Annotated in this window: 17 protein-coding genes and 3 tRNA genes; 13 read left to right on the top strand and 7 right to left on the bottom strand. The window is 29.0% G+C overall.

The window, feature by feature from the left end:
* Nucleotides 1-13: 13 nt before the first annotated feature.
* Genes ABXT45_RS02965 through ispD form a run of 3 tightly spaced genes read right to left on the bottom strand, consistent with a single transcriptional unit; the run spans nt 14 to nt 2,083 of the window.
* Complete coding sequence (locus tag ABXT45_RS02965) at nt 14-505, bottom strand: CinA family protein (RefSeq protein WP_415314302.1); 492 nt, start codon at nt 503-505, stop codon at nt 14-16.
* Nucleotides 472-975 (bottom strand): phosphatidylglycerophosphatase A, encoded by a 504-nt coding sequence (locus tag ABXT45_RS02970; RefSeq protein ID WP_415314303.1) that lies wholly within the window; start codon nt 973-975, stop codon nt 472-474. The genes ABXT45_RS02965 and ABXT45_RS02970 overlap by 34 nt, the downstream gene beginning before the upstream one ends.
* Complete coding sequence (ispD, locus tag ABXT45_RS02975) at nt 968-2,083, bottom strand: 2-C-methyl-D-erythritol 4-phosphate cytidylyltransferase (protein WP_415314304.1); 1,116 nt, start codon at nt 2,081-2,083, stop codon at nt 968-970. The genes ABXT45_RS02970 and ispD overlap by 8 nt, the downstream gene beginning before the upstream one ends.
* 33 nt (nt 2,084-2,116) lie before the next feature.
* Between ispD and ABXT45_RS02980 the strand changes: the two genes are divergently transcribed.
* From ABXT45_RS02980 to ABXT45_RS03025, 10 genes are all read left to right on the top strand, one after another.
* Complete coding sequence (locus ABXT45_RS02980) at nt 2,117-3,898, top strand: ATP-binding protein (protein ID WP_415314305.1); 1,782 nt, start codon at nt 2,117-2,119, stop codon at nt 3,896-3,898.
* The gene (locus ABXT45_RS02985; RefSeq protein ID WP_415314306.1) at nt 3,898-5,253 is read left to right on the top strand and encodes a sigma-54-dependent transcriptional regulator; all 1,356 of its coding nucleotides are present in this window, start codon (nt 3,898-3,900) and stop codon (nt 5,251-5,253) included. Before ABXT45_RS02980 ends, ABXT45_RS02985 begins: the two co-directional genes overlap by 1 nt.
* The gene (gene trkA, locus ABXT45_RS02990) at nt 5,254-6,645 is read left to right on the top strand and encodes a Trk system potassium transporter TrkA (protein WP_415314307.1); all 1,392 of its coding nucleotides are present in this window, start codon (nt 5,254-5,256) and stop codon (nt 6,643-6,645) included.
* A 4-nt stretch (nt 6,646-6,649) separates the two neighbouring features.
* The gene (locus ABXT45_RS02995) at nt 6,650-8,059 is read left to right on the top strand and encodes a TrkH family potassium uptake protein (protein ID WP_415314308.1); all 1,410 of its coding nucleotides are present in this window, start codon (nt 6,650-6,652) and stop codon (nt 8,057-8,059) included.
* 31 nt (nt 8,060-8,090) lie between these two features.
* Nucleotides 8,091-8,167 (top strand) — tRNA-Arg (locus tag ABXT45_RS03000).
* A gap of 170 nt (nt 8,168-8,337) precedes the next feature.
* Nucleotides 8,338-9,378 (top strand): amino acid ABC transporter substrate-binding protein, encoded by a 1,041-nt coding sequence (locus tag ABXT45_RS03005; RefSeq protein ID WP_415314309.1) that lies wholly within the window; start codon nt 8,338-8,340, stop codon nt 9,376-9,378.
* Nucleotides 9,379-9,444: 66 nt separating this feature from the next.
* Nucleotides 9,445-10,590: an amino acid ABC transporter permease gene (locus tag ABXT45_RS03010; protein WP_415279042.1), complete on the top strand. Its 1,146-nt coding sequence runs from the start codon at nt 9,445-9,447 to the stop codon at nt 10,588-10,590.
* Entirely contained in the window at nt 10,590-11,870 is a 1,281-nt protein-coding gene (locus tag ABXT45_RS03015) for an amino acid ABC transporter permease (RefSeq protein WP_415314310.1), read from the top strand. The genes ABXT45_RS03010 and ABXT45_RS03015 overlap by 1 nt, the downstream gene beginning before the upstream one ends.
* Before the next feature lie 2 nt (nt 11,871-11,872).
* The gene (locus tag ABXT45_RS03020; RefSeq protein ID WP_415314311.1) at nt 11,873-12,607 is read left to right on the top strand and encodes an amino acid ABC transporter ATP-binding protein; all 735 of its coding nucleotides are present in this window, start codon (nt 11,873-11,875) and stop codon (nt 12,605-12,607) included.
* A 174-nt stretch (nt 12,608-12,781) separates the two neighbouring features.
* Nucleotides 12,782-13,153 (top strand): helix-turn-helix domain-containing protein, encoded by a 372-nt coding sequence (locus tag ABXT45_RS03025; RefSeq protein WP_415314312.1) that lies wholly within the window; start codon nt 12,782-12,784, stop codon nt 13,151-13,153.
* Nucleotides 13,154-13,293: 140 nt separating this feature from the next.
* Here ABXT45_RS03025 and ABXT45_RS03030 read toward each other — a convergent pair.
* Nucleotides 13,294-13,369: transfer RNA gene (locus tag ABXT45_RS03030), tRNA-Asn, on the bottom strand.
* 50 nt (nt 13,370-13,419) lie between these two features.
* Nucleotides 13,420-13,493 (bottom strand) — tRNA-Cys (locus ABXT45_RS03035).
* A 129-nt stretch (nt 13,494-13,622) separates the two neighbouring features.
* Between ABXT45_RS03035 and ABXT45_RS03040 the strand changes: the two genes are divergently transcribed.
* From ABXT45_RS03040 to ABXT45_RS03050, 3 genes are read left to right on the top strand one after another with little or no spacing between them, the layout of a single operon-like run.
* The gene (locus ABXT45_RS03040) at nt 13,623-16,250 is read left to right on the top strand and encodes a valine--tRNA ligase (protein WP_415314313.1); all 2,628 of its coding nucleotides are present in this window, start codon (nt 13,623-13,625) and stop codon (nt 16,248-16,250) included.
* Entirely contained in the window at nt 16,250-17,968 is a 1,719-nt protein-coding gene (gene ilvD / locus ABXT45_RS03045) for a dihydroxy-acid dehydratase (RefSeq protein WP_415314314.1), read from the top strand. The genes ABXT45_RS03040 and ilvD overlap by 1 nt, the downstream gene beginning before the upstream one ends.
* Nucleotides 17,968-19,173, top strand: coding sequence for a sugar phosphate nucleotidyltransferase (locus ABXT45_RS03050; protein WP_415314315.1), 1,206 nt, complete (start codon nt 17,968-17,970; stop codon nt 19,171-19,173). Before ilvD ends, ABXT45_RS03050 begins: the two co-directional genes overlap by 1 nt.
* Before the next feature lie 23 nt (nt 19,174-19,196).
* Here the strand turns inward: ABXT45_RS03050 and ABXT45_RS03055 are convergent, their stop codons facing one another.
* Both ABXT45_RS03055 and ABXT45_RS03060 read right to left on the bottom strand, forming a co-directional pair.
* Entirely contained in the window at nt 19,197-20,156 is a 960-nt protein-coding gene (locus ABXT45_RS03055) for a hypothetical protein (RefSeq protein ID WP_415314316.1), read from the bottom strand.
* Nucleotides 20,157-20,447: 291 nt separating this feature from the next.
* On the bottom strand, nt 20,448-20,669 hold the full coding sequence (locus tag ABXT45_RS03060; RefSeq protein ID WP_415314317.1) for a DUF6552 family protein: 222 nt from the start codon (nt 20,667-20,669) through the stop codon (nt 20,448-20,450).
* Between the last annotated feature and the right edge of the window lie 60 nt (nt 20,670-20,729).

The raw sequence follows: 20,729 nt of genomic DNA on the forward strand, positions 1-20,729 counted from the left end.
TGTTAAAGATTGCTCAAATTAAAGAACTAACAATATCCAAAGCTTTTTTAACTGATGCTTTTTGAATTGAGTTTCTTGTTTTTAGTTTAAAAATATTTCTAATTATTACTATTTTATTAGATCTTTTTACCCCAATATAGACTAGTCCGACTGGTTTTTTTTTAGTTCCACCATTAGGACCCGCAATGCCAGTCACAGATACATTTATTTGAGCTTTAGATATCTTTGCTAAATTCTTAACCATAGCCTCACAACATTCAGCACTAACAGCTCCGTATTTTTTTATAACATTTTTATTTACTTTTAAAATATCGATTTTTGCTTGGTTAGAATAGGTAATAAGACCTATGTTGAATATTTTAGATGCACCACTAATAGAGGTAATAGATGCAGCTAACATCCCACCCGTGCAAGACTCGGCAAAAGATATTTTAAGTTTTTTTTTGATTAATTTTCTTACAATATTTTTCATTACAAAATATAGCTCTTTAAAATCATGAAACACACAAGGGTTAGAACCACATAAAAACCAGCACAGATATCATCCATAATTACACCAAAACTATTCTTAAAGTTTTTATCAAAAAAGCTTACGGGAAACGGTTTCATGATATCAAAATATCTAAAAAGTATAAAAAATAGAGCATAATAAATGATAGCTTCACCCGCATCTTTTGTTGTTCCATGGGATATCTCATAAAGATATATAGGAATTGATTGACCTAAAAATTCATCAATTATGATTTCACTAGGATCCTTATTTTTACTATTTTCTATATGACTTGAAACGGCATAAAATGAGTAAATAAATATCGCTATCAACACAACTAAAATTATATTTGGTGAAATGTTTAAAGTGTGGAATAAATAATAAAGAATAATTATGGTTAATAAAGATCCAAACGTTCCAGGCATATACTTAATCTTACCAAGACCAAACATTGTCACAAATAATGAGTTGAAAGATTTAATCATTTTTAATAACTGAGGCTATTACTTCGCAAGCTATTGCTTTTTCCTTACCAATCACGCCTAACTTTTCAGTTGTTTTACCTTTTATATTAATTTGAGTAGATGAAATATTACAAATTTTTGCAATACAGTTTGATATTTTTTTTTTATATTTTTGAATTTTAGGTTTTTGAGTAATTATATTAATATCGAGGTTATTGATTAGATAGCCTTTTTTTTCAGTTTGCTTAATTATTTTACTCAACAGAATAGTAGATCTAATATTTTTAAATTTCTTATTCTTATCTGAAAATTTTTCACCAATATCACCCATAGAGCAAGCACCAAGTATCGCATCAGTTATGGCATGTAAAACAGGATCTCCATCAGAATGACCTAGTGTACCTAGAGGTGAGGGTATTTTAATTCCACCTATGTAAAGTTTTTTATTAGGAACTAACCTATGAACATCAAAACCTAGACCAAATTTTATTAAATTGTTAAACTTAATATCTGAGTTTACTGTAATTTTATTATTAATAGATTCACCTTTTATAATCTTTATTTTTTTACCAGCTCTTACAAACAAATTAGCATCATCGGTAACTTCCACACTTTTATTATTTTGAAGTTCATAAAGTTTTTTATAGTTAAATGCTTGAGGTGTTTGAATTAAGTAAATATTTTCCCTTTTTAAATTTGTAACAATATTTGAAGTTTTTTGTTTAACTGAATCTGTTGTTTGAATTGCAGGAATTACACAATCATTTGATTTTAATCCATCCATTAATCTTTTTAAAAGTTTTAAAGAAAAATTTGGTCTTGCAGCATCATGAATTATTACATTTTTAAAATTATTTCTTTTAATACTTTTTAAGGCAATATAGGCAGATTCTGCTCTTGTCTTACCACCTATGATAATTTTAATATTTTTGATATTAAGGTTTTTGATATAATTTTGATGTTTATTATTTATTACTAAAACAATTTTATTAAATTTATTAAAAACTTTAGCTTTATCGATTGAATGCAACAATAAAGGCTTACCTTTATAATTTGTGAAGGGTTTTGGAGTATTTGAATTAAATCTTTTACTTTCGCCTCCAGCAAGTATTATAAAACAACTATTCATGATAAAAATATATAACACATTATTTAGCTTAGAATGATTGATTTTATAAAAAAAAATATATTCATCATTATAATATTTCTAATCTCATTATTGTTAGGTTTTATAACTTTTTTAACATTTATTGATAAAGGTTTTTTAAAACTATCTGATAACAACCTGCAGATTTTATTAATTGGAAATATAGCATTGATAGTATTTCTTTTTTTTATGATATTTTCAGAAGTGAGAACTTCCTTAAAAATAGACGTTGATGTAAGCGGTTCTAAAGCTAATAGAAAATATATAACCTTTTTTGCATTATTTACTTTAATTCCTTCAATTTTAATTTCCTTATTTTCGTTATTCCTTCTTTCATTTGCACTAGATAAATATTTAGATAAAAAAATAACAACAGCAGTAAATAATTCTTATGAAATTGCAAAAAGTTACACAGAAGAGGTAAGAACAAAAACACAATCAGAAATAATTCTAATAGCATTTGATATAAACAAAAGTATCAATTTTTTAAACACCAATATTAATCAATTTAAAAGTTTTCTTAACACACAAAAACTTATTAGACGTATGGATGAAGTGCATATTATTGAAGGTAATGGAAAATTATATTTATCAACTTTAGAAGATAATACTTTATATACACCACCTTTAAGTGATGCTTTAGAAATGGTCCAAAATGATAAAAGACCCCTTAAGATTATTAATGCTTTTAAAAACCAAGCAGCATCGATTATAAAACTTGAAAACTTTGATGGTAAGTATCTATATATAGTTAAATATTTAGATAAAAAAATTTCTCAATACTTAATTGAATCTCAAGAAGCGCTTAATTTTTACTACACAGTTTTAAATAAACAAACTGGAATTAAGATATCATTTGTATTTATTTATCTTGTTATAGTTTCGCTATTATTATTTTTATCCATATCAATTGCTATAAAATTTTCATCAAGGTTTTTTAGATCTATTAATAATCTGATTATGGCATCTTCCAATATTGGAAGAGGCAATCTAGATGTTAAAGTACCGGAAATTAAGACCGATAAAGATATGGAGGTTTTAAATCAAAATTTTAATTTAATGATAGATAAATTAAAATCACAACAAGAGAAACTTATAATTAAAGAAAGACATGAGGCTTGGGAAAATTTAGCTAGAAAATTAGCTCATGAAATTAAAAACCCACTCACACCCATTCAATTAACCATTGATAAATTAAAGAGTAAATATTCAGAAAAAATAGCAGTTCATGAACAAGATGATTTTTCAAAAAGTTTATTGATTATTGGAAAACAAATTAAACTGATTGAAAATTTAGTTAATGAATTTTCCGATTTTGCCAGAATGCCAAAACCAATTCTCAAAGATAACAACTTAGTTTCCTTGATAAAAGAAAATATTAAATTAATAAATGAATTAGATAATAAAATTATAATTGATTTTAAGTCAGACAAATCGTCTATACTCTTAAACTCTGATAGCGAACAATTAAGTAGAGTTTTTTTTAATTTAATTAAAAACTCTATTGAAAGTATACAAGATAAAAAAATTGATAATGTTGATTTAACAGGAACTATTGACATTTCTATAAATGAGAATGAAGAAAAAATTAACTTTATAATTATTGATAACGGATTAGGATTTGGAGTATTTAAAGATAATATAAAAGACATTCTTAACCCTTATTTTACAACAAAGAAAAAAGGTACAGGCTTAGGTTTATCTATTGTTAACAAGATAATAAATGATCATAATGGAAAAATTAGCTTTGCTTCTCTTGATAATGGAGCAAAAATAGAAATTATGTTTATAAAATAATGAGTACTGAAATATTAATTATTGATGATAACGCAGATATTAGAAACATAATTAATGATTTAATTATTGAAGCTGGCTACAAAACAAGGCTAGCTGCAAATTATAACCAAGCCTTAAATGAGATTGATAAAAAACTTCCAGATGTCGCAATTATAGATGTCAAACTTGATAAGGGTGACAATGATGGACTAGAACTTCTATTACACATTAAAACTAAAGATAACAATATTCCAGTTATAATAATTACAGGACACGCAAATGTAGAAATGGCTATTAAAGCTTTAAAAGCTGGAGCCTTTGAATTTATTGAAAAGCCTTTTAATCAAGAGAGGTTATTAAATTTTGTTAATAGAGCTGTTGAAAATATAAATCTTAAAAATAAGAATAAAGAATTTGAAAGTAAACTTTTTTATTCGTATGAGCTAGTTGGTGTTAGTGATAATATTAAAAGTATAAAAGACCAAATTAATAAAATCTCAGTTTCCGAAAGTCGAATTTTTATCAACGGACCTACTGGCTCTGGCAAAGAGTTGATTGCAAGGAAAATTCATAAAGAATCTAAAAGACAAATGAACCCTTTTGTTGTTCTGAACGGCGCATTGCTGGATATAAAAAAATATGAATTAGAATTATTTGGTGAAGAAAAAGAAAATGGCTCTATAACTTATGGCGCTTTAGAGAAGTCATCAAAAGGCATTCTTTTAATCGATGAAATCTCTGAAATACCACTTGATACTCAATCTAAAATTTTAAGAGTTTTAATAGATCAAAAATTTAAAAGGATTAATGGTAGTCACGATATTAATGTTGATGTAAGGATTATATGTTCATCAAGCAAAAATATAAAACAAGAAATAGAAAATGGTAATTTTAGAGAAGATTTATACCATCGACTCAATGTATTTGAAATTAACATAGACCCACTAAAAGACAGGGTATCCGACATACCTTTATTGGTTGAATATTTCTCTGAAAAAATTTCAACAAATTATAATTTAAAGAAATTAAGTATTGATACAAATAACCATTATTTACTAAATTATGATTGGCCAGGTAACGTTCGAGAATTGAGAAATTTGATAGAAAGAATTGCAATACTTTCACCTGATAGTGCTGATAAAATTTCAAATATTATTAAAGAATCTTTAAAAACGCCCGATATTAAGAACGAACCTTCAGAAAACTCTTTATCTATACCATTAAAAGAAGCTAGAGAAAATTTTGAAAAAGAGTATTTAACTACACAATTAAAAAAATTTAATGGCAATATATCGAAAACTGCCGACTTTATAGGAATGGAAAGATCTGCCTTACATAGAAAACTTAAAGGTCTGGGGATCAAGGAACTAAATTAAATGAATATTATTATTTGTGGTGCTGGTAGAGTAGGTTTTACCATTGCAAAAATTTTAAGCGAACAAGGCCACTCCATAACTGTAATTGATCAATCCAGTGAAGATATACAAAAGATTGATGACACACTTGACGTAAAGTCTATTGTGGGCAAAGGCACATATCCCTCTATTTTAGAAAAAGCTAATGCAATGGACGCTGATATGATTATTGCAGTAACACGTAATGATGAAATTAACATGCTTATATGTCAAATAGCATTTTCAATATTTAACGTTCCAAAAAAAATAGCAAGGATCAGATCACAGGATTATTTAAATCCTAAATTTTCAAAAGTTTATAATAAAGAAAATTTACCAATAGATGTTATTATCTCACCTGAAATAGAGATAGCAAAGTCTCTTCAAAGAAAATTAGAAGCACCTGGCTCATTAGATAACGTCCCTTTTGCAAATAATAAAATTAGATTGCTAGAGATTTTGATAGATGGCAAATGTCCAATAAAAGATATTAAGCTTAACGAGCTTACTAAAAAGTTTCCAAAATTAAACTCAAATATAATGGGCGTAATTAGAGATGAAAAATTTATTTTACTAAAGAAAACAGATGTAATGCTCAAAGATGACAAAGCTTATGCTGTAATTAATGCCTCTCAAATGAACGAAACTTTAGCAGCCTTTGGTCATACAGAAAAAATTTCTAATAAAATTTTGATTATTGGAGGGGGAAATATAGGCTTTAACTTAGCAAAAAATTTAGAAGAAAGTTTTGATTCTGCTAGGGTTAAGATAATAGAAAAAGACAAAGGAAGAGCAGAACTTATTGCAAGCCAATTAAATAACGCAATTGTTATAAATGGTGATGCCCTTGATGAAGAAGTTTTATTAGAGGCAAATTTAGAAGAAGTTCAAACCGTTTTGGCACTTACAAATGATGATGAGGATAATTTAATGGTAAGTGTATTAGTTGAAAAATTTGCTAAAGATAACGATGAATTAAGTGACAAAAGAACTATGGCCTTGATTAACAAGCCCAATTATTCTCTTTTACAAAGTTCCTTAAAAATTGATGATTTTATTGATCCTAGAATGAATACCGTTTCAAGTATCTTAAAACATATTCACAAGGGAACAATTGAAAATGCTTATAGTATTTTAAATGGTGAATATGAAATTATTGAAGCAGAAATTATTGAAACCTCAGAGTTAGTAAATAAAGAATTAAAAAATTCAAACTTACCCGATGAAATAAGAATTGGTGCAATTTTAAGAGGTGATGAAGTTATTATCCCTAGATCAAATTTTGTGTTTAAAAAACAAGATATTGTCGTTCTTTTGGCTAAAAAAGATTTCTTACATGTTGTAGAAAACATGTTTCGTATAAGCTCTATTTAATTTAATGAAATACTTTAAAGTCATTTACTTGAGTGTTTTTTTTGGAATAGTCTCTATCTTAGCTTTTTTTAATATTATCTATTCCTATTATCTAAACCTTTACCTAAATTTAAATACTTACATATATACGTTTATAATATCAATTATTTTTGCCATACTATTTTATTATATAAAAAATAATGATGAAAAAAAAACAACAATATATGAAAAAATATTAACAATTCTTCTTGGTTATTTTTTGTTACCACTGGTGATTTCAATACCTTTTTACTTTAGTATTTATAACTTAACTTTTGTTAATTCATTCTTCGAGTCAATTTCTGGATTCACCTCTACTGGCTTTACTATTTTTGATAATATAAATCACATAGATCAAAGTTTGATTTTATGGAGATCTGCATCACAATGGGTTGGAGGTCTTTATTTCTTATTTTCTATAATATTATTGATTGATATCTTTGATCATAGTTTCAAAAAATCTTTAACTAATTTTTTATCTTTTAATAAATCTGAAACTTTCAAACAAGCTTTGAAGATATTCCTATTTTATTCATTAATTACACTTTCAATCTTTATAATATTAAGTTTTTTTGATATCAGGTTGTTCAATTCTCTAAATCTAGCTATGACTATAATTTCATCAGGTGGTTTTTTGCCGTCAAATAATTTGTCTAATATCTTGATCAATAATTCTCAAGTAATAATTACATCAACTTTATTACTATCTTCTTTTTTTAGTATTTTTTTAATTTACAATTTAATCTTCACAAAAAATCACAACCTTAATTTCTTTAACGAAGATATTCATTTGTTATTTTATTTCTTAAGTTTGTTGATTATCTTTTTTGCATTTCTAAACTTTGATAATAATTTTAGTGAATTGTTTTTATCTTTAACGAGCAGTATTTCAAATGCAGGATTTTCATTAAATAATTCTTCTAATAATTTATCATTTATCTTTTTAATACTTGTTATTATTGGTGGTTCTTTTTTTTCTACAAGTTCTGGTATTAGATTTTTAAAAATTTATTCTTTATTTAAATACTCAATTAACGAAATTCTTTCTTACAGTAGGCCTAAAAATATTTATATAAACAAACACTTGTTTTCAAAAGATTCATTTAAATTAGATGAAATCTATAAATATTTTTTATCTGTAATAGTTTTTATAATTTCTTTATTAATTTTAACTTTTTTATTAACTCTAAGTGGAATTGATTTCGAAAGCTCATTTAAACTCTCAATTTTAACCATAATGAATACTGTAAATTCTTCAATGTTTGGGTTAAGTGATTTCAGTTTTTATGATCTACACTTTATGACCAAATATTATCTAATTTTCTTTATGATTATTGGTAGACTTGAGCTTCTAACTTTATTAATTATTTGTAAAAAATTCCTTTTTAAAAATTAAATTCGTACTATAAATACACATGTATTATTTTGCGCTCTTAGCTCAGCTGGATAGAGCATCGGTTTTCTAAACCGAGGGTCGGTGGTTCGAGTCCACCAGAGCGCACCATTACCAGATAGTACTTACATTTTTTGGTGTGACACTATATATAGTTAGAAAAGTTCTAATAAGAGCAATTTTACTTTGTTCACCTTCATAAAATGATAAACATTTAACTTAATTCAAATCATTTTGAATTATTTGTTAACAAATAAATAAATAAAACAGAGGAATAAAATATGTTTAAATACGTAAAACAATTAACTTCTCTAGTTGCTATGGTTGCAGTTCTGTTTACTTTTACAACAGAAACAATGGCCGCTAAGAAGTCAAAAACTCTTAAGAACACTATGAAAAAAGGTTTTGTAAGATGTGGTGTATCTCAAGGTCTACCAGGATTTTCAAATGCTGACGCTGCTGGAAATTGGACAGGTGTTGACGTTGATGTATGTAGAGCAGTTGCTGCTGCAGTATTAGGTGATGCGAACAAAGTTAAGTTCACTCCACTAAGTGCTAAAGAAAGATTCACAGCTCTAACTTCTGGTGAGATTGATATCTTATCAAGAAACACAACTTGGACACTTTCAAGAGATGCGGATCTAGGTGTAACTTTCGTTGGTGTAAACTTCTATGATGGTCAAGGTTTCATGGTAAGAAAAGACTCAGGAATTACTTCTACGAGCCAATTCAAAAATGGAATTTCAGCATGTACAAACATCGGAACTACAACTGAACTAAACATGAGAGACTTCTTTAATTCAAAAGGAATTTCTTATGAGCCAGTTGCTTTCGAAAAAGCTGATGAAGTTGTTGCAGCTTATGACTCAGGCAGATGTGATACTTACACAACTGATAAATCTGGTCTAGCAGCACAAAGAACAAAAATGACTAACCCTGATGACCACATAGTGTTACCAGAGACTATTTCTAAAGAGCCTCTAGGACCAGTAGTACGTCAAGGTGATGCAGTTTGGGAAGATATCGTAAGATGGTCTCTAAACGTAATGATTGAAGCTGAAGAATATGGAATATCTTCTTCAAATGCTGACATGATGAAAACTTCAGAAAACCCAGCAGTTAAAAGATTAGTGGGTACTGAAGGTGAATTAGGTTCGTATTTAGGTCTAGATCAAGACTGGAGCTTAAGAATTATTAAGCAAGTTGGAAACTATGGTGAAAGTTATAAAAGAAATATAGCTGACACTGGTATTTTACCTGACAGAGGACCAAATAATATCTGGACTCAAGGCGGACTATTATACACTCCACCAGCTAGATAATTATTATCTAAAATAATTTAAAAAGGGCTAGATTTATCTAGCCCTTTTTTTATAATACTTTCTCAAATGAAAATAAAAAAAATTCTTCCACAACTATTAACTTTACTGTTTATAGTATTAGTATTTGGTTTCTTTACCATGAACGCTCAAGAGAATATGGGTGCAAGAGGTTTAGAGTTTGGTTTTGGGTTTTTAAAAACCCAAGCTTCTTTTGATATACAGTTTTCTTTAATTGATTATGACGGTTCTCATACATACGCCAGAGCCTACTTGGTCGGTTTACTAAATACACTTTTAGTAGCTTTTATAGGAATTATTTTAGCTACATTATTAGGTGCTGTTATAGGTGTTGCACGTTTATCTCCAAATTACTTGATTAGAAAAACGGCCTCTTTCTACATAGAGTTTTTTAGAAATATTCCTTTATTATTACAAATTTTCTTTTGGTATTTTGCTGCGTTAAGAGCCTTACCAATGCTCGAAGATGCTCCTATGTTATTAAACTCATCTTTTATGACAATCAAAGGACTTTATACACCAGCTCCAATTTGGACAAATTTTGATGTTTTTTTTACAACAATAATTGCTGCAATGATTATAATTTTTTTCTTTGCAAGATATGCAAAAAAGAAACAAGAGCAAGAGGGTAAACGATTACCTGTATTCTTCATATCTCTGGCAATTTTTATATTTTTGCCATTACTAACTTTTTTAATTGGTGGTGTAGATTTATCTTGGAGTTATCCTGTAATTAGACAGATGTCTCAATCATCATATACTTTTGACGGTGGTTTAAAAATACCACCTGAATTAATTGCTCTTACTCTTGCTCTTACTCTTTATACAGCAACATTTATTGCTGAAAATGTTAGAGCTGGTATTCAAGGGATTGGTAAAGGTCAAAAAGAGGCAGCAGCCTCAATCGGTCTTACTCCAAATCAAGTTTTAAAATTAGTAATCATGCCTCAAGCATTAAGAATTATTATTCCACCAACAACTAATCAATATTTAAACTTAACTAAAAATTCATCTCTAGCTGCAGCTATCGCGTATCCTGATTTAGTTTTAGTTTTTGCTGGTACTGCAATGATGCAAACGGGTAGAGCTATAGAAATTGTAGGAATTACTATGGCAACTTATTTGACTATTAGTTTGGGTATTTCATTATTAATGAACTGGTACAATAAAAGAATAGCGATACAGGAAAAATAATGAGCATAAACAAATTTAATATATTAAAATTTAATCATCACAAAAATAGAAATATTTCTTTAATTTCAGGTGTCTTATTTTTTTCAATAGGAATCATTGATTTTTATTTAAATAACTATTTTAATACGAATATTACTTCTTTTTTACCTAGAGTTATTAATTTTTTTACACCATTAATTTTTGGAGTTATTGGGCTTCATTTAATTAGAATAGAATTTTCAGGTATAAAGATTTTAGATAGTCTCAATAAAAACATTAACACAACTAATTTCAATGCAGCATTAAGTGTATCTATAATTTTACTTATAATTTTTGGACTACCTCCATTATTAAATTGGCTTATCCTAGATGCCAATTTTGCTGGTGATAGCAAAGAAGCTTGTACTGGTGGTGGGGCTTGTTGGGTTTATATCAAAGTTTGGTTTAATAGATTTATGTACGGAATGTACCCTAATGCAGAACAATGGAGGGTTAATTTAACATTTATTGCTGTCCTTGTGTTTATGGCAGCTGGTTTTTTTGCTCCAACAAGACTTAGGAATTATCTATCTTTATATTACGTTCTTATTTTACCTATTATTTCCTTTATCTTAATCTACTTTATAGTATCTGGGGGTTCATTTGGATTAGTGTGGGTAGAAACAGGTGCTTGGGGAGGTTTATCTTTAACTTTTATGGTATCTTTCTTTTCTCTGATTTTTTGTTTCCCTTTAGGAATGATGTTGGCTCTTGGAAGAAGATCTAATTTACCTATTGTTAAATATTCATCACTTTCTTTTATAGAATTTTGGAGGGGCGTACCTTTAATTACTGTACTATTCATGTCTGCAGTTATGTTTCCTATGTTTTTACCTGACGGAACTTATGTTGATAAATTAATTAGAGTCGTTGTCGCTATCACTTTATTTGAAGCTGCCTACACAGCAGAAGTTATAAGAGGAGGTCTACAGGCGCTACCAAGAGGCCAATATGATGCTGCTAAATCTCTTGGTATGGGTTATTGGAGAATGCATGTTTTTGTTATTCTTCCTCAGGCATTAAAATTAGTAATACCGGGTATTGCAAATACATTCTTAGCACTTATAAAAGATACGCCTTTAATATTTGTTGTTGGTCTTCTTGAATTAGTTGGAATGTTAAACTTAGCTAAGACAAATCCTAAATGGCTTGGTTTTTCAATGGAGGGTTATGTATTTGCTGGAATAATATTCTGGATTATTTGTTATAGTATGAGTAAATATAGTCAAAATTTAGAATTAAAATATAAAACAGATAGATAATTATGTCAGATTCAATTATTAAAATACAAAAAGTTAATAAATGGTTTGGTGATTTTCAGGTTTTAAAAGATATCGACCTTGAGGTTAAACCAAAAGAAAAAATTGTTGTTTGTGGTCCGTCTGGATCTGGAAAGTCTACGCTAATTAGATGTATCAACAGGTTGGAAGAACATCAAAAAGGAACTATTATAGTTGATGGAACTGAAATATCAGAAGACACAAAAAATATAGAACAAGTTAGAGCTGAAGTTGGAATGGTTTTTCAACAGTTTAATTTATTTCCTCATTTGTCTATTTTAGATAATTGCACATTAGCCCCAATCTGGGTAAAAAAAATGTCAAAGAAAGATGCTGAAACATTAGCCTTAGAGCATTTAGAAAGAGTACAAATTTTAGACCAAGCTCAAAAATTCCCAGGTCAATTGTCAGGTGGTCAACAACAAAGAGTTGCAATTGCTAGAGCACTTTGTATGGAACCTAAAATTATGTTATTTGACGAACCTACATCAGCATTAGATCCTGAAATGATCAAAGAAGTACTTGATGTTATGGTTAATTTAGCAAAACAAGGAATGACTATGATCGTTGTAACCCATGAAATGGGATTTGCTAAAGAAGTTGCTGATCAAATGATCTTTATGGATGAAGGAATGATTGTAGAAAAGGCAACAACCAAAGACTTCTTTGCTAATCCAAAAAATGATCGTACTAAACTTTTCTTAAGCCAAATTTTATAAGCTTCATTTAGCTATATTCCTCAACACTTATATTTTTTAAGATATACTTATAATATCTTGACACAATTTATAATTTTGTACCTAATTTTTTAAAATAAAAAAATTTTTCTGTTGCGATAACATCTAAAAATTAGTTCAATGGGATTTTTAAAACTAACTTTAAGAGGGGTCTTAATGGAAGATAATTTCAACAAACACTTAGGTAACAAATTAAAGCTAAGAAGATTAGCTTTAGGTCTTACACAAACAAAAGTAGCAAAAGCAATTAATGTTACATTTCAACAAATTCAAAAATATGAAAAAGGAACTAATGGGGTTAGCTCAATAAGACTTCTTCAGTTAGCAAATTATTTAAAAGTTCCAGTAAATTATTTTTTCGAAGATTATTCAGAATATTTAATAAACCTTGAAAGATCTCAAGAAGGTCATATGAATGTAAATTATAATTTTTTAGTTAAATTATATTCTGAGCTTAATAATGATCAAAAACTAAAGTTTAGTAAATCTTTACAAGCTTCAAACATTGGAATTTCAAAAGTAGGCTAATATAAAAATTTGTTTAAGACCCTAATTTAGTCTAATCACTTATAAAATTTATTTATAATATAATCTCTGCCTTACAGGTATAAATTTAAGCAAAAAATTATCTTAATAAGATTTTTATCAAAATGTTGAAGGTAAGGTTTTGGCTCCTCGGGTAGGACTCGAACCTACGACCAATTGATTAACAGTCAACTGCTCTACCAACTGAGCTACCGAGGAATATCAAAATCACAATCTACTTTTTTTTTAAAGTAAAACAAGATTTTTTTTGGAGGCAACGCCCAGAATCGAACTGGGATACAAGGATTTGCAATCCTCTGCGTAACCATTCCGCCACGTTGCCCTCACATCTCATAATAAATCAAATAGTAAACCTTTTATATATAAAATATTAATAATTAGTCTACCAAATAAGCTACCAAATTGATTATTGTTAATTGATATTATTAAATTATAAACTTATGAATACCTTATGAGTAATGATAAATACATACATTCTGATGTTGAAGATAAGATTTACTCTTATTGGGAAAAAAATAATTTATTTAAACCCACAACAAATAAAAAGAAATTTTCAGTAGTTATACCTCCGCCCAATGTAACAGGTAGCCTTCATATGGGGCATGCTTTGAATAATTCAATTCAAGATCTTTTGGTTAGATACCACCGTATGAATAATTATGAAACACTATGGCAACCAGGAACTGATCATGCAGGAATTGCCACACAGGCTTTAGTAGAGAAAAAATTAATCGCTGAAGGTATTGATAAAAATGAAATTGGAAGAGAAAAGTTTATAGAAAAAGTATGGGAATGGAAAGAGCAATACGGTGACATTATAATCAATCAACTTAAAAAATTAGGTTGTTCGTGTGATTGGTCAAGAAATGCTTTTACGATGGATGAAAATCTTTCTAAATCTGTGGTTAAAGTTTTTGTCGAACTTCATAAAAAAAAATTAATTTATAAAGATAAGAAATTAGTTAATTGGGATACGGTTTTAAAAACTGCCATTTCTGACTTAGAGGTAGATCAGAGAGAAGTTAACTCTCTAATGTATTATATAAAATACCCAATTGATGATTCTAATGAATTTATTACAATTGCAACCACAAGACCTGAAACAATGCTTGGTGACACAGCCATAGCTGTAAACCCAAAAGATGATCGATTTAAACATTTGGTTGGTAAATTTGTTACAGTTCCAATTGTTGGTAGAAAAATTAAGATTATAGAAGATGATTATGCTGACCCTGAACAGGGAACGGGTGCATTAAAAATAACGCCAGCTCATGATTTTAATGATTATGATGTAGGTAAAAGAAACAATCTTGAAATAATAAATATTTTTACAGAAGCTGGTAAAATAAATCAAAATGCCTCAAAAGATTATATTGGTCTTGACCGTTTTGAGGCTAGAAAGAAAATATTAAAAGAACTTAAAACAAAAGAATTTTTTGTAAAAGAAGAAAATATTAAAAACAAAGTTCCATATGGAGATAGATCAAACTCTGTAATTGAACCTTTTTTAACTGAACAATGGTTTGTAGATGCAAAAAAATTATCAATTAAAGCTAAAGATATAGTTAACTCAAAAAAAACTAATTTTTTCCCTACTAATTGGTCAAAAACTTATTTTCAGTGGATGAATAATATTGAGCCATGGTGTATCTCAAGACAATTATGGTGGGGACATCAAATACCAGCTTGGTATGGCCCTGATAAAAAAATCTTCGTTGCAATAAATGAAGATGAAGCAAAATTAGATGCAAAAAAATTTTACAATAAAGATGTAGATTTAATTCGTGATCCTGACGTGTTAGATACTTGGTTTTCATCAGGCTTATGGCCTTTTGCTACATTGGGGTGGCCTAACAATAAAGAATATGTTGATAAATTTTATCCAACATCAGTACTTGTCACGGGGTTTGATATTATATTTTTTTGGGTGGCACGTATGATTATGTTTGGAATGGAGTTTTTAGATAAAGAACCTTTTAAAGATATTTATGTTCATGCACTTGTTAAGGATGAGAAGGGTCAGAAAATGTCAAAATCAAAAGGAAATGTAATTGATCCTTTAGATTTAATTAAAAAATATAGTGCAGATGCTTTAAGATTTACTTTACTATCAATGGCATCACCCGGCACCGATGTAAAACTTTCTGAAGATAGAGTTAAAGGATATAGAAATTTTTTAAATAAATTATGGAATGCAAACAACTTTTTGATTACCAATAATTGTGACTTTTCTAAAATTGAAGATAAACCAATTCTATCAATTAATATTAACAAATGGATTTATGCTGAACTTATAGAAACTAAGAATAAAATTGAAAAAAACTTAAAAGATTACAGGTTTGATGAAGCTGCAAAAAATGCATATCAATTTACTTGGCACTCTTATTGTGATTGGTATTTAGAGCTTTCTAAAACAATATTATTCTCAGAGGATGAAAAAGCAAAAGATGAAGTAAGACAAGTATCAGCTTATATATTTAAGCAAATATTGATATTATTACATCCATTTATTCCATTCATTACTGAAGAAATTTGGCTAAATAATAAATTTGATAACTCAGGTAAAGATTTTCTTATGTTAGCTAATTGGCCCTCTGGCGAGCTTGAAAGAGACTCGTCAACAAATCAAGTTGAAAAAATTATCAGTATAGTCTCAGAATTAAGATCATTTAAAAATGAATTAAGTGTAAGCCCTGGTTCTTTTATAGATATTTCAATAGAGACTGTTAGTAAAAAAGAACAATCATTTTTTAATGAAAATGAGATTATTCTAAAAAAACTTGGTCGTATCAAAAATTTATATAATAAAGATTTAGATAAACCAGCTGCTACATTGATGGTTTCTGGCGATCTATTTAAAGTTTATTTTGATGAAGATGTTGATCTAGAATTGATTAAGGAAAACTTAACTACCAGACAAAATAAGTACCAAGAGGAAATGAATAAAATATCAGAAAGATTAGCTAATAAAAGCTTTGTTGATAGAGCACCAAAAGATATTGTTGATCAGGAAAAAACTAATTATAATAATTTAAAAAATGATGTTGAGAGAATATCAATAACTATAAAGGGTATATAATGGCAAAATTTAACAAAAAAAAATTACCAAGCAGACATACTTCATTAGGTGCTGATAGAGCTCCACATAGATCTTTTTATTATGCGATGGGTGAAACGGAAAAAGATGTAGCAAAACCATTTGTTGGTGTTGTTTCAACTTGGAATGAAGCTGCCCCTTGTAATATTGCTTTAATGAGACAAGCTCAATCTGTTAAAAAAGGTGTTAGAGCTTCAGGTGGAACTCCTAGAGAATTTTGTACAATAACTGTAACTGATGGTATTGCCATGGGTCATGAAGGAATGAAATCATCTTTAATTTCTCGTGAAGTAATTGCCGACTCAACTGAACTTACTGTACGTGGTCATTGTTATGATGCACTAGTTGGTATTGCTGGTTGTGATAAATCTCTACCTGCCTTAATGATGGCAATGGTTAGGTTAAATGTACCAAGTGTATTTATTTATGGTGGCTCAATACTTCCAGGTCAATACAAAGGCAAAGATGTAACTGTTGTTGATGTTTTTGAAGCGGTTGGAAAACACTCAGCTGGAAAAATGTCTGCTAAAGAATTAAGAAAATTAGAGTTAGTTGCATGCCCAAGTGCTGGTGCGTGTGGAGGACAATTTACTGCAAATACTATGGCCTGTGTTTCTGAAGCTATCGGTTTAGCCTTACCTTATTCAGCTGGAACACCTGCTCCATACGAAGAAAGAGATAAATATGCATTATTGAGTGGAAAGACTGTAATGAATTTATTAGAAAAAAATATTCGTCCAAGAGATATTGTTACAAAAAAATCTTTAGAAAATGCTGCAACAATAGTTGCGGCTACTGGTGGATCGACAAATGCTGCGTTACACTTACCAGCTATTGCTAATGAAATTGGAATTAAGTTTGATTTAATGGATGTAGCTAAAATTTTTAAAAAAACTCCATATCTTGCTGATTTAAAACCAGGTGGAAAATATGTTGCAAAAGATATGTGGTTAGCTGGTGGAGTTCCTATGTTATTAAAAACTCTTTTTGATGGTGGTTTTATTCACGGTGACTGCATGACAGTTACTGGAAAAACAATGAAACAAAATTTAAAAAATATTAAATTTAACCCTAAGCAAAAAGTTTTAAGAGCTTATGATAATCCTTTATCACCAGATGGAGGAGTTGTTGGTCTTAAGGGTAACTTAGCTCCTGATGGTGGAATTGTTAAAATTGCTGGTTTAAAGAAACTACAATTTACTGGTAAAGCTAGATGTTTTGATAATGAAGAAGCTGCAATGGCTTGCGTACAAAAGAAAAAATATAAAGAAGGTGATGTAATTATTATTCGTTATGAAGGACCAGTTGGTGGTCCTGGTATGAGAGAAATGCTATCAACTACAGGTGCTATTTATGGTCAAGGTATGGGTGAGAAGGTTGCGCTAATTACTGATGGAAGGTTTTCAGGTGCTACTAGAGGTTTTTGTGTGGGTCATGTTGGCCCTGAGGCGGCCTTAGGAGGCCCTTTAGCTCTTTTACGTAATGGTGATGTAATTGATATAGACGCTAAAAAAGGAACCATTAACGTTAGATTAACTAAATCACAATTAGCTACAAGGCGTAAACAGTGGAAAGCAAAAAAATCAAGCTTTGGATCTGGTACTATTTGGAAATATGCTCAAACAGTAGGTCCTGCATATTTGGGTGCACCAACACATCCAGGTAAAAGAAAAGAAGTAAGAGTTTACGCTGATATTTAATGAAAATTAGACCCGTTATATTATGTGGCGGAGCAGGAACTAGACTTTGGCCTAATTCTAAAAATCATCAAGCTAAACAATTTATTGATTTTGGTAATTGGACTTTGTTAGGAAAAACTCTTGATAGAGTTAAATCTTCAACTTTTGATGCACCGATCATAAGTACAAATCTTAAATATTTAAAAGAGGTAAAAAAACATATTAAGAAACACAAAATAAGTAAATATAAAATTGTTTTAGAACCTGCAAAAAGAAATACAGCACCAGCAATTCTTGCATCAGCACTAATTAAAGACATTCCAAATGAGCAGCCACTAATGTTTTTTGCAGCAGACCACTTAATAGAAAAAGCAAGTATTTTTAATAAAGCTATAAATAAAAATAAAGACAATTTAACAGACCAAAATATATTCATCTTTGGGATTAAACCAACATCTCCATCAAGTGAATATGGCTATTTTATAACTAAAAAGGTTAAAGGAAATATTAATAAAGTTACAAAATTTATTGAAAAACCAAAAGAAGCTAAAGCTAAACAGGTTATTAAACAAAAAGGCTATTGGAATTCTGGAATGTTTTTTTTGAGAAAAGATTCAATAATCAATAACTTTAAAAAGTATCAACCAACAATATATAAAAATTGTGTTAATGCTGTTTCAAAAGCTAAACTTAAAGATAACACTTATTACTTAAATAAAGCTTCATTTGAAAAAGCTACAGCAAAGTCTTTTGATTATGCAATTCTAGAAAAAACTAAACAAATCAACGCTATTAAATTAGATATCCCTTGGTCAGATCTTGGCAGCTGGAAAGAGATCTTAAAAATGTATGACAAAAATAAGAATAAATATTATAAGAAAAAAAATGTTTATTACCGACCTTGGGGTAGGTACGTTAATTTTTTTGAAGGCAAAGGTTTTTTAATTAAAGAGTTATTCGTTAAAGCAAAAGGTATATTAAGTTTACAAAAACATCATCATAGATCAGAACATTGGCTGATAACTCAAGGAACGCCTAAAATTACACTTAATAAAGATAGTTTTTATAAAAAACAAAACGATCATATATTCATTCCATTAGAAGCAATTCATAGAATTGAAAATCCTGGTAACAAACCTGTTAAGATTATTGAAGCTCAAGTTGGGGCAATATTAAAAGAAAGTGATATTGTAAGGTTTCAAGATGTATATGGCCGTATTAAATAATAATACGACCACATAATTAATATTTAAAACCAATTATTTGGAATAATGATGTAGTGAATTGCTAATACAATTGCTACTGACACCGTCAATCCTACAGTCATTTTAAGGAAGTCTTTACCAATAAGTGGAAAGACATACTTGAACTTATAGTCTTTATTCATTGTAGATATTGCAAGTTCTCTACCACACAACAAACCAACAAATACCCATGTTGTTGACATTGGTAAATCATTAAGTTCTTTAAAGTAGTAAAGAACAGCAGCATAAATCACATTAATTATTGTTGCTGATCTTGCGTATCTAGTTCCAGTTTTATCTAAAACAACTTTTTGAATTGTTCCTCCGTTTATGTAGAAGATATAAAAAAGAAGAGCTGTAAAGTATGCAAGAACAATTAATAATAAATTTACATCTATTTGTCTTGGAAGATATACAGCTATATTAGCTACGTCGTGAGATAACCAAACCCACCATAACCAAGCAGAAGTTACCCATACAGAGTTTCTCCAAAAACCTATCCATTTATCTTCAACTTCATCAAATTTCTCATTGATAAATTTAGATACTACTATCCAACAAATGTATGCTGCAACAGCTGCTAAGCCGTATCCTACAACACTCTTCATAAGCATTTTTTCAAGAACTACAGTTGATGCAAATGCTGACAGCACTAAAAAGGTAGTTGAAACAGGTATCCCTATTCTTGTTAATACTAAAAGTATTCCAGGAGCCACAGCATGATACCACTGTATTTCTTGGAAAGGAATTCTAGTTAACCTTCCATAAGATATATCACCAGCATTACTGTACCAGCCCCACGTGATTGCAAGTATCATTACAAATGAAGCAGCGCTTGCTAGCGTATACCATTTAAACCATTTTTGTTTTGACGCTATAAATGTTCCAAGCGTTTGAATTGAATCATTTGCTATAACGCTATATCCCGCTAAAGCAAAGCCGACGATCGTATATATTGTTGTCATTTCCATCTTATTTTTCCTATTTTTTATTTATCTTTATTATTTTCCATTTCGAACGATTCTTAATCTTGAACTCGATTTAATAGAGAAGAGAAATTTTATCTATAGGTAAATTTATTAATATTTTTTGTGATGAGTTGATTCATCGATCATTATATTATTCAAAGTTGAAGTCTATATAGAGAATTTATTAATATTATTTGAGGTATGATGATTCATCGTTAATTATATTAATTAATAATTTTGTCTAGTTGTATAATATTTTAAATACAACTTATTAGGGCTTTATAGATACTAAAATATCACCTTATAAATCCCTATTAAGAACAGTGGTATTTGTAGTCCAAAGTTTGTTAATATAGCTTTATCTTTTGATATAAAACCAGCTATCGTCCAACCACTGACCCCAAGACCATGGAAGTAGATGTTAATAGGGTAGATATTTAAATTAGTTAATAATATTCCAGTTAATACTAAAGCAGTACTGATCCATTTAAGGTATTTTTTAATAAACATAGTCTCCTCTATATGTAAGTTTTATGAGGATTTTATTACAATATAGAAGAGACTGAAATC

The sequence above is a fragment of the Candidatus Pelagibacter sp. Uisw_106 genome (assembly GCF_047724975.1).
Taxonomy (GTDB): Bacteria; Pseudomonadota; Alphaproteobacteria; order Pelagibacterales; family Pelagibacteraceae; genus Pelagibacter.

What these genes read in the sequence shown, in the direction of transcription:
- ilvD (WP_415314314.1), top strand. Translation starts at nt 16,250, where the DNA reads ATGGCAAAATTTAACAAAAAAAAATTACCAAGCAGACATACTTCATTA.
- ABXT45_RS02985 (WP_415314306.1), top strand. Translation starts at nt 3,898, where the DNA reads ATGAGTACTGAAATATTAATTATTGATGATAACGCAGATATTAGAAAC.
- ABXT45_RS03025 (WP_415314312.1), top strand. Translation starts at nt 12,782, where the DNA reads ATGGAAGATAATTTCAACAAACACTTAGGTAACAAATTAAAGCTAAGA.
- ABXT45_RS03010 (WP_415279042.1), top strand. Translation starts at nt 9,445, where the DNA reads ATGAAAATAAAAAAAATTCTTCCACAACTATTAACTTTACTGTTTATA.
- ABXT45_RS03005 (WP_415314309.1), top strand. Translation starts at nt 8,338, where the DNA reads ATGTTTAAATACGTAAAACAATTAACTTCTCTAGTTGCTATGGTTGCA.
- ABXT45_RS03055 (WP_415314316.1), bottom strand. Translation starts at nt 20,156, where the DNA reads ATGACAACAATATATACGATCGTCGGCTTTGCTTTAGCGGGATATAGC.
- ABXT45_RS03060 (WP_415314317.1), bottom strand. Translation starts at nt 20,669, where the DNA reads ATGTTTATTAAAAAATACCTTAAATGGATCAGTACTGCTTTAGTATTA.
- ABXT45_RS03020 (WP_415314311.1), top strand. Translation starts at nt 11,873, where the DNA reads ATGTCAGATTCAATTATTAAAATACAAAAAGTTAATAAATGGTTTGGT.
- ABXT45_RS02980 (WP_415314305.1), top strand. Translation starts at nt 2,117, where the DNA reads ATGATTGATTTTATAAAAAAAAATATATTCATCATTATAATATTTCTA.
- ABXT45_RS03040 (WP_415314313.1), top strand. Translation starts at nt 13,623, where the DNA reads ATGAGTAATGATAAATACATACATTCTGATGTTGAAGATAAGATTTAC.
- ABXT45_RS03015 (WP_415314310.1), top strand. Translation starts at nt 10,590, where the DNA reads ATGAGCATAAACAAATTTAATATATTAAAATTTAATCATCACAAAAAT.
- ABXT45_RS02970 (WP_415314303.1), bottom strand. Translation starts at nt 975, where the DNA reads ATGATTAAATCTTTCAACTCATTATTTGTGACAATGTTTGGTCTTGGT.
- ABXT45_RS02995 (WP_415314308.1), top strand. Translation starts at nt 6,650, where the DNA reads ATGAAATACTTTAAAGTCATTTACTTGAGTGTTTTTTTTGGAATAGTC.
- ispD (WP_415314304.1), bottom strand. Translation starts at nt 2,083, where the DNA reads ATGAATAGTTGTTTTATAATACTTGCTGGAGGCGAAAGTAAAAGATTT.
- trkA (WP_415314307.1), top strand. Translation starts at nt 5,254, where the DNA reads ATGAATATTATTATTTGTGGTGCTGGTAGAGTAGGTTTTACCATTGCA.
- ABXT45_RS03050 (WP_415314315.1), top strand. Translation starts at nt 17,968, where the DNA reads ATGAAAATTAGACCCGTTATATTATGTGGCGGAGCAGGAACTAGACTT.